We start from the raw sequence: 13,323 nt of genomic DNA, 5'->3' as shown, positions 1-13,323 counted from the left end.
ACGGCTGTGGCAAGTTGTCACGCCGAAATTTATACATAAATCGCAGGCAATAAAAAACGCCCAGCTCCGTGAGGAGGCTGGGCGTTTTTGTGGAACGTAAAGCGAATTAACGCTTCGAGTACTGCGGACGCTTACGCGCTTTACGCAGACCGACTTTCTTACGTTCAACTTCACGGGCATCACGAGTCACGAAGCCAGCTTTGCGCAGAGCGCCACGCAGGGTTTCGTCGTACTGCATCAGAGCGCGAGTGATACCGTGGCGGATTGCGCCAGCTTGACCACTTACACCGCCACCGATAACGGTGACGTAGATGTCGAACTTTTCACCGGTCTCGGTCAGTTCCAGCGGCTGACGAACTACCATGCGGGCAGTTTCGCGGCCGAAGAAATTTTCCAGAGTGCGGTTGTTGATCGAGATGTTACCAGTGCCCGGACGCAGGAAAACGCGTGCGGTTGCGGTTTTGCGACGGCCAGTGCCGTAATTTTGAGTCGCCGACATAATGAACTATTCCGTTAAAACTTCAGTTCTTGGGGCTGCTGAGCAGCATGAGGGTGAGCAGCGCCCGCATAGACTTTCAGCTTGCGAAACATATCGCGACCCAGTGGGCCCTTCGGCAGCATGCCTTTAACCGCGATTTCAATCGGGGCCTCAGGCTTCTTGGCGATCAGACCTTCGAAATTAGAAGACTTGATGCCGCCTGGGAAACCGGAGTGACGGTAGTACATTTTGTCTTGCGCTTTGTTGCCGGTAACACGTACCTGCTCAGCGTTGATGATCACGATGTAGTCACCGGTGTCAACGTGAGGGGTGTATTCAGGCTTGTGCTTGCCACGCAGACGGCTGGCGACTTCAGTGGCCAGACGACCCAGAGTCTGACCAGCGGCGTCGACGACAAACCAGTCGCGCTGAACTGTTTCCGGTTTTGCAGTAAAAGTTGTCATTCTTTAATAGCCTCAGGGGCCGCCCTGTAAATTAGACGGCGGATCTTACTGAATAGTGCGTACTTTGACAAGTCAAAGGCAGCCGGATACAGACGCTATCGGGGGCTCGGGTCGGCGCGTCCGTTCAACGGCAAGATTCTTCGGCAGGCGGCGCATCACTTCCACTGCAGAAAGAGGTGGGCAATTATGCAGATTGCGAAAAAAATTTCAACCTGCTTTTATGATTGTTTTCCCCAAAGGAGCACCCGATGGATTATCGACAGCTGGGCCGTACCGATCTGAACGTAAGCGCGATAGCCTTGGGCACCATGACCTGGGGCGAGCAGAACAGCGAGGCAGAGGCCTTCGCACAGATCGAACGGGCCAAGGCCGCAGGGATCAACTTCCTCGACACGGCGGAAATGTACCCGGTGCCGCCCAAGGCCGATACCTACGCCACCACCGAGCGTTACATCGGTAATTACTTCAAAAGCCACGGCGACCGGGCCGACTGGATTCTCGCCAGCAAGATCGCCGGCCCCGGCAACACCATCGACTACATCCGCGGCGGCCACCCGCGCCACAACCGCAAGCACATCGTCGACGCCCTGGATGCCAGCCTCAAGCGCCTGCAGACCGACTGGATCGACCTCTACCAGTTGCATTGGCCGGAGCGCAGCACCAACTTCTTCGGCCAGTTGGGCTACACGCACAAGGACGAAGACGACCTGACGCCGCTGGAGGAAACCCTCGAAGCGCTGGACGCGCAAGTGAAGGCCGGCAAGATCCGCCACATCGGCCTGTCCAATGAAACACCCTGGGGCACCATGAAATTCCTCGCCCTGGCCGAAGCCCGTGGCTGGACCCGCGCAGTGTCGATCCAGAACCCCTACAACCTGCTCAACCGCAGCTTTGAAGTGGGCCTGGCGGAAATCGCGATTCGCGAACAGTGCGGCTTGCTGGCTTATTCGCCCTTGGCGTTCGGCATGCTCAGCGGCAAATACGAAGGCGGCGCACGCCCGGCAAAAGCCCGCCTGACGGAATACAGCCGCTTCAGCCGCTACTTCAACCCGCAGTCGGAAGCGGCGTGCAGCCGCTATGTGGCACTGGCCCGCGCACACGGCCTGGACCCGGCGCAGATGGCGTTGGCGTTCGTTACGCAGCAGCCGTTCGTGACCAGCAACATCATTGGTGCGACGACGCTTGAGCAACTGGACAGCAACCTTGCCAGCGCAGACCTGAAACTGTCGAAAGAGGTGCTGGAGGGGATTGAGGCGATTCAGAAGGATCATCCGAATCCGGCGCCTTGATTGACCTTTAGGCCGCCATCGGGGGCAAGCCCCTCCCACATTCGACCGCATTCTCATATGGGAACTCGGTCAACTGTGGGAGGGGGCTTGCCCCCGATGAGGCCCTCAGCCACACCACCGAAATCAGAGCGCCCGCGCAATAATCTCCTTCATGATCTCGTTGGTCCCCGCATAAATCCGCTGCACCCGCGCATCCGCCCAGGCGCGGGCGATCGGGTATTCCCACATGAAGCCGTAGCCGCCATGCAATTGCACGCACTCGTCGAGCACCTTGCATTGCAGGTCCGTGGCCCAGTACTTGGCCATCGCGGCGGTGGGCACGTCGAGCTTGCCCTCAAGGTGCAATGCCAGGCACTTATCGACGAACACGCGGCCGATCTGGATCTCGGTGGCCATCTCCGCCAATTTGAAGCGGGTGTTCTGGAAATCGGCAATCGCCTTGCCGAACGCCCTCCGCTCACGGGTGTAGTCGAGCGTCCATTGCAGCGCTGCTTCGGCTGACGACAGCGCGCCAATCGCCACGGTCAAGCGCTCCTGGGGCAACTCCTGCATCAAATAGGCAAAGCCCATGCCCGCCTGGCCCAGCAAGTTTTCCTTGGGTACACGGACATCCTGGAAGAACAGCTCAGAGGTGTCCTGGGCCTTCATGCCGACTTTCTCCAGGCGCTTGCCCTTATCGAAGCCCGGCGTGGCGGCCTCCACCAGGAACAGGCTGGTGCCCTTGGCGCCGGCCTTGGGGTCGGTCTTGGCGACCACGATCACCAGATCGGCGAGAAAGCCGTTGGTGATGAAGGTCTTGGAGCCGTTGATCACATACTCATCGCCGTCCAGCACTGCGCTGGTCTTGACCCCTTGCAGATCGGACCCGGCACCCGGCTCGGTCATTGCGATGGCCGTGACCATCTCGCCGGAGATCAATCTGGGCAGGTATTTGTGCTTCAACGCCTCACTGCCGTAATGCAGGATGTACGGCGCGACAATATCCGAATGCAGGGAGAAACCGATGCCGGTCAGCCCCAGACGGCTGATTTCTTCGATCACCACTGCGCTGTAAAGAAAGTCCGCACCCAGGCCGCCGTACTCCTCCGGCAGATGGGAGCACAACATCCCCGCCTCGCCGGCCTTGTTCCACAGCGTGCGGTCGATATAGCCCTGCTTCTCCCATTGCGCGTGGAACGGCGCGGCGTCTTTTTCAAGGAAGGTGCGCACGCTCTGGCGGAAGAGCTCGTGTTCCGAACTGAACAAGGTTCTGGGGATCATGGGTCACCTGCGTGGATTGTCGGACAAAGACGAACCACAGAGCCTATGCCCCGACGACGTCACGGGACACTGGACACATGCGACAAAAAATAAGACGATCCAGCCGTCTGGTGACCACTTTCCCCTATAAGAATAAATGAAATTATGTCTAACCAAATCTCCACGCCCCTGCGGCGCGTCAGCATTTTGGCCATTGATCGGGTATTCGCTTCCACCCTCATGCAAGCCAAGGATTTCTTCCACCTCGCCAGCCTGCGTTACGGCAAACAACAAGGCCTGGGCCTGACCCCCGCGTTCGAAACCCGCCTGGTCAGCCCCGACGGGCAATCGGCACACAGCTTCAGTGATGTGATCATGCCGATGGACGGCGGGCTGGAAGACGCCGACATCATCGTGCTACCGGCTTTCTGGGATGACTTCGACGCCCTGTGTACGCGTTACCCGCAAGTGCTGCCGTGGCTGCGTGAACAGCACGCCCGCGGCGCCGTAGTCTGCGGCGTAGCCAACGGGGTGTTCTGGCTGGCCGAAGCCGGGCTGCTCGATGGGAAGGAGGCGACGACCTACTGGCGTTTCTTCAATGCCTTCAGCGAGCGCTTCCCCAAGGTCCAACTTAACCAGGACAAGCACCTCACCGACGCCGACAACCTGTACTGCGCCGGCGGTACCACCTCCGCCTGCGACCTCTACATTTATTTGATCGAACGCTTCTGCGGCGCCAATATCGCCCAGGCCGTGGCCCGCGACATTCTTTACGAAGTGCAGCGTAGCTACTCGCCGGGACGGATCGGTTTCGGTGGGCAGAAGCTGCACCAGGACGTGATCATCCTGCAAATCCAGCACTGGCTCGAAGAACATTTCGCCGACAAGTTCCGCTTCGAGGACGTCGCCCGGGAACACGGCATGAGCATCCGCAACTTCATGCGCCGCTTCCAGACCGCCACCGGCGACAAACCGCTGCATTACCTGCAACGGCTGCGGATCGAGACGGCAAAAGGACTGCTTTCGGGCAGCCGCAAGAGCATCAAGACCATCAGTTATGAGGTGGGTTACGACGATGCGAGCTTCTTTGCGCGGTTGTTCAGGCAGCACACCGAGCTGTCACCGAACCAGTATCGCCAGCAGTTCCAGCAAGCCGCGTAATCAGGGCCGTACAGAGGCCGAATGTGGGAGGGAGCTTGCTCCCGATGGCGGTGGATCAGTCACTACATCATTGACTGACATTCCGCTATCGGGAGCAAGCTCCCTCCCACATTGGAGCTGCGTCGTGCTTAGGGCTTGTGCGCCCGCGACAGGAACTCGTGGGATTGCATTTCCAGCAAGCGGCTCAGGGTGCGCTGGAATTCAAAGTTCAAGCGACCGCCGGTGTAGAGGTCCTTGAGCTCGACTTCCGCCGAGATGATCAACTTGACGTTGCGGTCATAGAACTCGTCGACCATGTTGATAAAGCGGCGCGCGATGTCGTCGGTGCTGACGCTCATCTGCTCCACGCCACTGAGGATCACGGCGTGGAAGATCTTGCCCAGTTCGATGTAGTCGTTCTGGCTGCGCGGGCCGTCGCACAGTTCACGGAAGTCGAACCACGCCACGTCATCGCAGGTGCGCAAGGCGATGATTTCGCGGTTTTCGATGATCAACTTGTCGTTTTCCACCGCCTGGGTGCATTCCGGCGTGAGGGCGCGGAAGCTTTTGCGCAGGCTTTCTTGCGCCGCATCGTTGAGCGGGAAGTGGAACAACTCCGCTTGCTCCAGGTGCCGCAGGCGGTAATCGACGCCACTGTCGACGTTGACGATCTCGGTGTTCTGCTTGATCAGCGCAATGGCCGGCAGGAAACGCGCGCGTTGCAGGCCATCCTTGTACAGGCCATCGGGCACGATGTTCGAGGTAGCGACCAGGGTCACGCCGTTCTTGAACAACTCTTCCATCAAGGTGCCGAGGATCATGGCGTCGGTGATGTCGGAGACGAAGAACTCATCGAAACAGATCACCCGCGCTTCTGCGGAGAACCGCTTGGCGATGATGGTCAGCGGGTTTTTCTCGCCCGGCAGGGTTTTCATCTCTTCGTGGACGCGCTTCATGAAGCGGTGGAAGTGCGTGCGGACCTTTTCCCTGAACGGCAACGCTTCGAAGAAGGTGTCCACCAGGTAGGTCTTGCCGCGACCGACGCCGCCCCAGAAGTACAGGCCCTTGACCGGCGTGTAGCCTTTCTTGCCAAACAACTTGCTGAACACCCCGGGTTTGCTCTGCGAGGCCGCGACCAGGTCTTCGTACAGGCGTTGCAAATGACGCACCGCCGTTTCCTGGGCCGCATCGTGGAAGAATTCAGGGCGTTTCAGATCAGCTTGATATCGTTCTAGGGGCGTCATAATTTCGTTAGCAAGGCAACAAAAACGGGCCGTCACTGTAACGACGGCCCCGGATAATGGCAATCAACCCTTGGTCGGGTTAATCCTCGAGGGGGGTCAATGCGACGCGCAGGGCTTCGATGGCGGCATCGCGCGACGCGGCATCGGCGAACGTAGCGCTGTCGGCCACTGCGGCGGCGTCCAGCCATACACTGAAGCTCAGGGCTTCAGTGCGCACGTCCAGCGCAGCGCCACTTTGCAATTGCTTGGTCACTGCGCCAGCCGCTTTGCCGTCGGCAAAATTGCGCGACAACAGCAGTTGCTCGCCATCGGCCGCCAGCAGGCGGAAGCGGAAGCTGCCGTCGTCTTCACGAAAGCTCACGAAGCGTGCAGCTTTGGCGGCCTTTTTCTTGGTGCTGACCGGCGCTGCGGCCTGGTTGACGAACGAACGCAGGCCCACTGCCTCACGCAGTTCGGCGAGGAACGGCGCGGCCACGGCGCGGGCTTTTTGGGCACCGATCAGCAGCAGGTCTTCCATGTCCGCCGGGCGCGACATCAATTGGTGATAGCGCTCGCGGGATTCACCCAGTTGACCGTCCAGCAGTTGGAACAGACGGTTCTTCGCCTCGCCCCAGCCCAGGCCTTGCAACAACTCGGCGCGAAACTCCTGCTCCTGGGCCTTGCTGGCAAACGCCTGGTACAGGGTGAACAGGTGCGAATTGTCCGGGTCCTTGGCTTCACCGGGCGCGCGGGAGTCGGTGACGATCCGCGAGATCGCGTCTTTCATGTCCTTGGCGCTGCTGAACAACGGGATGGTGTTGTCGTAGCTCTTCGACATCTTGCGACCGTCCAGGCCCGGCAAGGTGGCGACGCTTTCTTCGATCAACGCCTCGGGCATGGTGAAGAACTCTTTACCGTTGCCGAACAGGTGGTTGAACCGCTGGCCGATGTCGCGGGCCATTTCCACGTGCTGGATCTGGTCGCGGCCGACCGGCACCTTGTGCGCGTTGAACATCAAAATGTCCGCTGCCATCAGCACCGGGTAGCTGTACAGGCCCATGGTGATGCCCGCATCCGGGTCTTCGCCGTTTTCCACGTTCTTGTCCACCGACGCTTTGTAGGCGTGGGCGCGGTTGAGCAGGCCCTTGGCGGCGACGCAGGTCAGCAGCCAGGTCAGCTCGGGGATCTCGGGGATGTCGGACTGGCGATAGAACGTCACCCGGTTCACATCCAGGCCACCGGCCAGCCAGGTCGCGGCGATTTCCATACGCGAGCGCTGGATGCGCTGCGGGTCATCGCATTTGATCAGGGCGTGGTAGTCGGCCAGGAAGTAGAAGGAGTCGGCATTGGCGTCCTGACTGGCAAGGATCGCCGGGCGGATCGCCCCGGCGTAGTTGCCCAGGTGCGGCGTGCCGGTGGTGGTGATGCCGGTGAGGATACGGGTACGAGTCGTCATGGGTAATCGCTTATCAGACTGCTATCAATTCGAGAGGCGCGGCAGCACCAGATCCTTCAGATCGGTCAGCTTGCCATGAAAAAAGTGTCCGCATTCTGCCACTTTCAGCAGCTCATGGGGGCGTTTCAGGGCGGCGGACCAGTCATAGACGCGTTGCGGGTCGACGACTTCGTCGGTTTCCGGCTGGATCAGGGTCAACGGGCAGTTCTGGGGCAGCACGTCGGTATCGCCCAGACGCATCACCGCAGCGGCGACCATGAACAGGTGCGCGAGCTTTTCGCCCTTGGCTTCCAGACGGCCACCGAGGCTGGCGGCGACATAGCCACCAAAGGAAAAACCGAGCAAGGTGATGGGCAGGTCGGGGTGTTTTTTGCGCAGCCAGGTGGCGGCCGCTTCGGCATCGTCTACTTCACCGCTGGCCATGTCATGGGTGCCGGCGCTGGCACCGACGCCACGGTAATTGAAACGCAACGTGATCAAACCGGCATCGCGCGCGGTGCGTTGCAGGGTCGAAACGACTTTATTGAGCATCGTCCCACCCTGCACCGGATTCGGATGGCAGATCAGCGCCAGGCCACGTGGTTCGGGGTTGTCGAGGTACAGGGCTTCCAATTGACCTACCGGGCCATCGATCAAAACAGGGGTTTCACGCATGAGCAAGGAATGAACTCCGTGACCTCTCAAAGGGTCGACTCGTCTAGCTAAAAGTCTGTGCATGGCATCATTGCGAGCTTAATCGCGGTATACAGCGCAGGTCCGAGCCGTTAACGTAAAGCAAAGCCGTTTATAGAGGAAGGACTCGTGGAACACTCGCTCTTAGTTTGGTTGTTGCCGACTCTTGCCCTGGTTGCCGGTGTCGCCATTGGATTCCTGGTTGCTCGCTTGCTGCCGAATGCCGCGCCTAACCGCACGCAGCGTCAGTTGGATGACATTCAGGAACGTTTTGACAGTTATCAGAACGAAGTTGTTACCCACTTCAACAGCACCGCGACCCTGGTCAAGAAGCTCACACAGAGCTACCAGGAAGTACAGGATCACCTCGCCGATGGCGCCAACCGCCTGGCGCTCGACGACATCACCCGTCAGCGCCTGCTGGCCGCGCTGCATTCCGATGCACCGCAGACCCCACGGGATCGCCTGACCCCGCCACGGGAAAACCAGGAGCCGCCACGGGACTACGCGCCAAAAACGCCGAACGCCCCAGGCATGCTGGATGAGCATTACGGCTTGAAGAAGTAAGTCTTTTCAGGCGCTGTAAAAAAAGCCCGGCTGATCGATGATCAGCCGGGCTTTTTGTTGGGCCTCAATCTCCAGACCAGCGGGGATGCCATTGTGGGAGGGAGCTTGCTCCCGATAGCGGCGGATCAGTTGATACATGGGCTGACTGACACACTGCTATCGCGAGCAAGCTCCCTCCCACACTGACCGAGTTGGGCCTCAGGAGACGGGCTGTTCCTGCAACAACCCACTGTCGATCCGCACATGCCGCCCATGGAAGCGCTTGAGGCTGCTGCGATGGCCAACGCTGACGATGCTCAGCCCCGGCAGTTCATCGATCAACGCCTGGTACAACGTCGCCTCATCCTCTTCATCCATGGCCGAGGTCGCTTCGTCCATGTACAGCCACTGCGGTGCGAACAACAATGCACGGGCAAAGGCCAGGCGCTGCTGCTCGCCCGGCGAGAGCATGCGCTGCCAGTGATTGGCTTCCTCCAGCCGCGCGACCAGGTGCGGCAAGCGGCAGGTTTGCAGGACCTGTGCATAACGTTCGTCCACGTACACGCCGTCGTCCTGTGGATAACTCAGCGCGGCCTTCAACGTGCCAATCGGCAGATACGGCTTCTGCGGCAGGAACAGGTAGCGCGCCGCCGGCAGGCGAATGCTGCCGTGGCCCGCCGGCCACAGTTGGCCCATGGCACGCAGCAACGTACTTTTACCGCTGCCGGAACGCCCGCTGAGCATCAGGCGCTGGCCTGGCTCGACGATCATGTCGGCGTCGGCGAGCAAGTGGCGACCATCGGCCAGATCCATGCCGAGCTTCTCTACCACCAGGCGCTCGCCTTCCGGGCGCACGTCGATGGCCGCAGGGCGCTGCTCGTTATCGCTCATGGCCTGCTGGAAACTCAGCAGACGATCACTGGTGGCGCGCCAACTGGCCAGCTCCGTGTACGCGCTGATAAACCAGCTGAAGTTGTCCTGGACGTTGCCGAACGCCGAGTTGATTTGCATCAGCTCGCCCAACTCGATCTTGCCGGCGAAGTAGCGCGGCGCGGCGACGATAAACGGAAAGATGATTGCGATCTGGCCGTAGCCGGCAGTGAAGAAGGTCAGGCGCTTGGACACTTTCATGATGTCCCAGAAGTTATGCCAGACCCGGCCGAAGCGTTGGCTCAAACGTCGATTTTCATTCGGCTCGCCGTTGTACAAGGCGATGCTCTCGGCGTTCTCGCGCACCCGCACCATGGAAAAACGCAAGTCCGCTTCAAAGCGTTGCTGCTGGTTGTTCAGCCCAATCAAGCGACGGCCGATCAAGTGCGTCAGCCAACTGCCCACGGCGGCATAAAGCAAAGCACACCAGAACATGTAGCCGGGGATGGTGAAGCCAAACACTTCGATACTGCCCGACACGCCCCACAGGATGATGGAAAACGACACCAGGCTGACTACGTTGCGCAGCAGCCCCACCCCCAAGTTCAAGGTGCTGGAGGTGAAGCTATTGAGGTCTTCGGAAATCCGCTGGTCCGGGTTATCGGTGTAATCGCCCTGCTCCAGCTGGTAGTAGTTTTTGTCGCTGAGCCAACGCGCAAAGTGTTTTTCGGTCAGCCAGGCACGCCAGCGGATGGTCAGCATCTGGGTTAGGTACAAACGGTAAACCGCACCGAGGATGGCCACCGCAGCGATACCGCCAAAATAGCCAATCAGTTGCCAGAAAGCCGCCGTGTCCTTATGTTCCAGGGCGTTGTAGAAATCCTTGTACCAGTGGTTGATCCACACGGAGATCGCGACGCTGAACAGTGACAAACCAATCACCGCCACCAACAACAACCAGGCCTTGCCCTTCTCTTCACTGCGCCAATAGGGCGTGATCATCGCCCAGGTTCGGCGAAAAAAGTGCCCACGCACCGCGTCATTGACCGCGGAGTACTCAGCGTTCTGATTCATCGTTCAGGCTCTGTAAGAAAATGTAACAGGCGTTTGAACCGATCATAGACGATCGGTTCAAGGCGCCGTGCGGCCTGAAGCAGATTGTTCAGCCGGCGTTCAGCGCCGTACCGGGCGCTTCTGCAACTTACGCTGCAGGGTACGACGGTGCATGCCCAGGGCACGGGCGGTGGCCGAGATATTGCCTTCATGCTCGGTCAGCACACGCTGGATGTGTTCCCACTGCAGGCGGTCCACCGACATTGGGTTTTCCGGCACCAGGGTGTCGAGGTCGGCGTGCTCGGAGAGCAAGGCCGCCAGCACGTCGTCGGCGTCCGCCGGTTTGCACAGGTAGTTGCAGGCGCCGCGCTTGATGGCTTCGACGGCGGTGGCGATGCTGGAATAACCGGTGAGGATTACCACGCGCATTTCCGGATCGAGTTCGAGCAGCTTGGGCAGCAGCACCAGGCCGGAGTCGCCGTCCATTTTCAAGTCGAGCGCGGCGTAGTCCGGCAAGTCGGCCTGGGCGATGCTCAGGCCTTCTTCTGCGGAACCTGCCGTGCTGACGCGAAAACCGCGACGGCTCATGGCACGCGCCATGACGCGGGTAAAGGTAGCGTCATCATCTACCAGCAACAGGTGCGGCAGTTCTTCGCCTTCGACTTGGATCTCGTCACTCATCGATATCTCCTCGTGCGACACGGGGTAGGCGCAGCTCGGTGAGCGTGCCACCTTCCTCATGACTATAGAGCTTCACTGAGCCGCCCGCGCGGGTCACGCTGGCCTTGCTCAAAAACAGGCCGAGGCCGAAGCCTTTGCCCTTGGTGGTAAAGAACGGTTTGCCGATCTGCTCGGCGATGGCCAGCGGCACGCCGGCGCCGTGGTCACGAATGCTGATGGTCAGGTCTTCGGTATTCCAGTCCAACTGCACTTCGAGGCCTTCGGGGCAGGCATCGGCGGCATTGTTCAGCAGGTTGAGCAGGGCCTGGGTCAAGTCCGGCGGCGGCGCCAAGCGCGGCACGCTGCCCTGCCCCAGCAGGTGGAAACGGTAACTGGCTTCGGGGCGCATCAAGTGCCAGCGGTTCAAGGCTTCGTCGAGCCACTGGGTCACGTCCTGCATCTCCACCGCCAGGCGGCGATTGGCTTCGGCGGCGCGTACCAGTTGCTGCAAGGTTTGCTTGCACTGCTTGACCTGTTCGCGCAGCACGCCGAGATCTTCTTGCAGCGCCGGGTCGTGATGGTCCTGGGTCATTTCGTTGAGCAGTACGCTCATGGTCGCCAGGGGCGTGCCCAACTCATGAGCTGCACCGGCAGCCTGGGTGGCGACGGCCAGCAGTTGCTGGTCGCGCAGGCCCTCTTCGCGGCGAATGGCACGCAACTCTTCCTGACGGCGCAGTTCTTCGGCCATGCGGGCGGCAAAAAAGGTGATGACGGCAGCGGACAGCGCGAAGCTCAACCACATCCCGTAGATCTGCAGGTTTTCCCGGGCGATGGGGAACGTCTGCAACGGGTAGAACTGCGCCAACAGCAAGGTGTACAGGGTCAGGGCGATGCCGGAAAGCACCACCGAGTAGCGCCACGGCAAGGTCACGGCCGCGATGGTCAGGGGCACCAGGTAATACGAAACAAACGGATTGGTGGAACCGCCGGAGAAATACAGCAACACACTGTGGATAAACAGGTCGCAGGCCAACTGCAGGGCGTACTCCAGCTCGGTCACCGGCCAGGTGGTGCGCAACCGGATGGCGGTAAACACACACAGCACGGTGGAAAAGCCCAGGGTCACGCTCAGTTGCAGCCATGGCAGCGCCAGCAGGTCGAACCAATAGGCAAGCCCGACCGAACCGGCCTGCGCGGCCAGCACCAGGGTGCGAATGAACGTCAGGCGCCAGAGGTTCTGGCGGGTGGCGGAAGTCAGTTTTACGACGGCGAGCATGAGCTCTCCCGGTGAGCGCTGCAGGCGGATCGGCAGGAGTATAAACGAAGCAGACACGCTGGCACGGCGTGTGTGGCTCTTTGACGCAGGCGCGGTAAATTACCGTTCGTCGGCGCCACGACAATGTGTAGCGAATGTGTAAACCCGAAGAACCCGACACCACCGTCTACAGTCATATCGACACGAACATCCCAAGGAGTTTCCATGTCCCGTTTCATTCGCAATGCTGCCGTTCTCACCCTCAGCGCCGGGGTCCTGGCCAGCCTTCCGGCCGTCGCCGCCGATGAACTGCATTACAACCAGATTTCCCTGCGGGCCGAGGTCAGCCAGGAAGTAGCCCGCGACCAGATGATCGTCACCCTCTACACCGAATCCCAAAACACCGACCCGGGCAAGCTCGCCGCGGAAATCACCACCACCATGAACAAGGCCCTGGCCCAGGCTCGCGAAGTCAAAGGCGTGACCCTGCGCCAGGGTAGCCGCAACAGCTACCCGATCTACGACAACAAGAACCAGAAAATCACCGGCTGGCGCGAACGTGCCGAACTGCGCATGGAAAGCTCGGACTTTGCCGCCTTGTCCAAGCTCACTGGCGAAATGCTGACCCACCTGAAGATGAACAGCATGGACTTCGCCATCGCCAACCCGACCCGCAAGGCCAGCGAGGATGCACTGCTCAAAGACGCCGTCAACGCGTTCAAGGCGCGTGCGCAACTGGCCACCGATGCGTTGGGCGGCAAGGGTTACAAGATCGTCAACCTGAACTTCAACACCAATGGTTATCCACAGCCTTACGCGCGCGGCGCCATGATGATGAAAGCCGCAGAGATGGACTCGGCGCCGACGCCGGAAGTGGAAGCCGGCACCAGCCAGGTCAGTATGTCGGCGGAGGGGGTCATTGAAGTGCTTCAATAACCCTCCCACGAACCCAAAAAACGGCGCGACCTCAGGCTCGCG

General features: G+C 60.1%; 14 protein-coding genes. 4 read left to right on the top strand and 10 right to left on the bottom strand.

The window, feature by feature from the left end; translation table 11 throughout:
- Positions 1-106 precede the first annotated feature (106 nt).
- Positions 107-499, bottom strand: a complete 393-nt coding sequence (rpsI, locus tag P3S72_RS05205) for a 30S ribosomal protein S9 (RefSeq protein ID WP_276196510.1) — start codon at positions 497-499, stop codon at positions 107-109.
- Positions 500-513: 14 nt separating this feature from the next.
- The gene (gene rplM / locus P3S72_RS05200; RefSeq protein WP_010568039.1) at positions 514-942 is read right to left on the bottom strand and encodes a 50S ribosomal protein L13; all 429 of its coding nucleotides are present in this window, start codon (positions 940-942) and stop codon (positions 514-516) included.
- A 248-nt stretch (positions 943-1,190) separates the two neighbouring features.
- On the opposite strand from rplM, the gene P3S72_RS05195 reads away from it, so the two are divergent.
- Positions 1,191-2,231 carry an NADP(H)-dependent aldo-keto reductase gene (locus tag P3S72_RS05195; protein ID WP_276196509.1) on the top strand — a complete coding sequence of 347 codons (1,041 nt, stop codon included), beginning with the start codon at positions 1,191-1,193 and terminating at the stop codon, positions 2,229-2,231.
- A gap of 123 nt (positions 2,232-2,354) precedes the next feature.
- Here the strand turns inward: P3S72_RS05195 and P3S72_RS05190 are convergent, their stop codons facing one another.
- Complete coding sequence (locus tag P3S72_RS05190; RefSeq protein ID WP_247395494.1) at positions 2,355-3,491, bottom strand: acyl-CoA dehydrogenase family protein; 1,137 nt, start codon at positions 3,489-3,491, stop codon at positions 2,355-2,357.
- 219 nt (positions 3,492-3,710) lie between these two features.
- Between P3S72_RS05190 and P3S72_RS05185 the strand changes: the two genes are divergently transcribed.
- Positions 3,711-4,631, top strand: a complete 921-nt coding sequence (locus P3S72_RS05185; protein WP_247395536.1) for a GlxA family transcriptional regulator — start codon at positions 3,711-3,713, stop codon at positions 4,629-4,631.
- Positions 4,632-4,759: 128 nt separating this feature from the next.
- Here the strand turns inward: P3S72_RS05185 and zapE are convergent, their stop codons facing one another.
- The 3 genes from zapE to P3S72_RS05170 form a co-directional block, all read right to left on the bottom strand.
- A complete protein-coding gene (gene zapE / locus P3S72_RS05180; protein ID WP_247395495.1) occupies positions 4,760-5,854 on the bottom strand; it encodes a cell division protein ZapE in 1,095 nt (364 codons plus the stop codon).
- A 79-nt stretch (positions 5,855-5,933) separates the two neighbouring features.
- Complete coding sequence (locus tag P3S72_RS05175; RefSeq protein WP_276196508.1) at positions 5,934-7,289, bottom strand: tryptophan--tRNA ligase; 1,356 nt, start codon at positions 7,287-7,289, stop codon at positions 5,934-5,936.
- Between the two features lie 24 nt (positions 7,290-7,313).
- Complete coding sequence (locus tag P3S72_RS05170) at positions 7,314-7,943, bottom strand: alpha/beta fold hydrolase (RefSeq protein ID WP_247395537.1); 630 nt, start codon at positions 7,941-7,943, stop codon at positions 7,314-7,316.
- A gap of 147 nt (positions 7,944-8,090) precedes the next feature.
- Between P3S72_RS05170 and P3S72_RS05165 the strand changes: the two genes are divergently transcribed.
- Positions 8,091-8,528, top strand: coding sequence for a DUF1043 family protein (locus tag P3S72_RS05165; RefSeq protein ID WP_247395497.1), 438 nt, complete (start codon positions 8,091-8,093; stop codon positions 8,526-8,528).
- 6 nt (positions 8,529-8,534) lie between these two features.
- On the opposite strand, the gene P3S72_RS05160 is transcribed toward P3S72_RS05165, so the two are convergent.
- The 4 genes from P3S72_RS05160 to P3S72_RS05145 all read right to left on the bottom strand — a co-directional run bounded on the left by P3S72_RS05160 (position 8,535) and on the right by P3S72_RS05145 (position 12,366).
- On the bottom strand, positions 8,535-8,666 hold the full coding sequence (locus tag P3S72_RS05160; RefSeq protein ID WP_276196507.1) for a hypothetical protein: 132 nt from the start codon (positions 8,664-8,666) through the stop codon (positions 8,535-8,537).
- 60 nt (positions 8,667-8,726) lie between these two features.
- A complete protein-coding gene (locus P3S72_RS05155) occupies positions 8,727-10,451 on the bottom strand; it encodes an ABC transporter ATP-binding protein/permease (protein WP_276196506.1) in 1,725 nt (574 codons plus the stop codon).
- 99 nt (positions 10,452-10,550) lie between these two features.
- On the bottom strand, positions 10,551-11,111 hold the full coding sequence (locus P3S72_RS05150; RefSeq protein ID WP_004372278.1) for a response regulator transcription factor: 561 nt from the start codon (positions 11,109-11,111) through the stop codon (positions 10,551-10,553).
- Positions 11,104-12,366, bottom strand: coding sequence for an ATP-binding protein (locus P3S72_RS05145; RefSeq protein WP_247395499.1), 1,263 nt, complete (start codon positions 12,364-12,366; stop codon positions 11,104-11,106). Before P3S72_RS05145 ends, P3S72_RS05150 begins: the two co-directional genes overlap by 8 nt.
- A 204-nt stretch (positions 12,367-12,570) precedes the next feature.
- Here P3S72_RS05145 and P3S72_RS05140 point away from each other — a divergent pair, with 204 nt between their 5' ends.
- On the top strand, positions 12,571-13,281 hold the full coding sequence (locus P3S72_RS05140; protein WP_276196505.1) for an SIMPL domain-containing protein: 711 nt from the start codon (positions 12,571-12,573) through the stop codon (positions 13,279-13,281).
- The last annotated feature ends 42 nt before the right edge of the window (positions 13,282-13,323 follow it).

Source organism: Pseudomonas sp. D3 (assembly GCF_029320995.1).
GTDB lineage: Bacteria > Pseudomonadota > Gammaproteobacteria > Pseudomonadales > Pseudomonadaceae > Aquipseudomonas > Aquipseudomonas paraveronii.
This window is presented reverse-complemented; position numbering and strand designations above follow the sequence as displayed.

Bases quoted from the DNA above. Each gene is read 5' to 3' on its own strand.
- P3S72_RS05190 (WP_247395494.1), bottom strand. From the start codon at position 3,491: ATGATCCCCAGAACCTTGTTCAGTTCGGAACACGAGCTCTTCCGCCAG.
- P3S72_RS05150 (WP_004372278.1), bottom strand. From the start codon at position 11,111: ATGAGTGACGAGATCCAAGTCGAAGGCGAAGAACTGCCGCACCTGTTG.
- P3S72_RS05185 (WP_247395536.1), top strand. From the start codon at position 3,711: ATGCAAGCCAAGGATTTCTTCCACCTCGCCAGCCTGCGTTACGGCAAA.
- zapE (WP_247395495.1), bottom strand. From the start codon at position 5,854: ATGACGCCCCTAGAACGATATCAAGCTGATCTGAAACGCCCTGAATTC.
- rpsI (WP_276196510.1), bottom strand. From the start codon at position 499: ATGTCGGCGACTCAAAATTACGGCACTGGCCGTCGCAAAACCGCAACC.
- P3S72_RS05155 (WP_276196506.1), bottom strand. From the start codon at position 10,451: ATGAATCAGAACGCTGAGTACTCCGCGGTCAATGACGCGGTGCGTGGG.
- P3S72_RS05145 (WP_247395499.1), bottom strand. From the start codon at position 12,366: ATGCTCGCCGTCGTAAAACTGACTTCCGCCACCCGCCAGAACCTCTGG.
- rplM (WP_010568039.1), bottom strand. From the start codon at position 942: ATGACAACTTTTACTGCAAAACCGGAAACAGTTCAGCGCGACTGGTTT.
- P3S72_RS05160 (WP_276196507.1), bottom strand. From the start codon at position 8,666: ATGTATCAACTGATCCGCCGCTATCGGGAGCAAGCTCCCTCCCACAAT.
- P3S72_RS05140 (WP_276196505.1), top strand. From the start codon at position 12,571: ATGTCCCGTTTCATTCGCAATGCTGCCGTTCTCACCCTCAGCGCCGGG.
- P3S72_RS05170 (WP_247395537.1), bottom strand. From the start codon at position 7,943: ATGCGTGAAACCCCTGTTTTGATCGATGGCCCGGTAGGTCAATTGGAA.
- P3S72_RS05175 (WP_276196508.1), bottom strand. From the start codon at position 7,289: ATGACGACTCGTACCCGTATCCTCACCGGCATCACCACCACCGGCACG.
- P3S72_RS05195 (WP_276196509.1), top strand. From the start codon at position 1,191: ATGGATTATCGACAGCTGGGCCGTACCGATCTGAACGTAAGCGCGATA.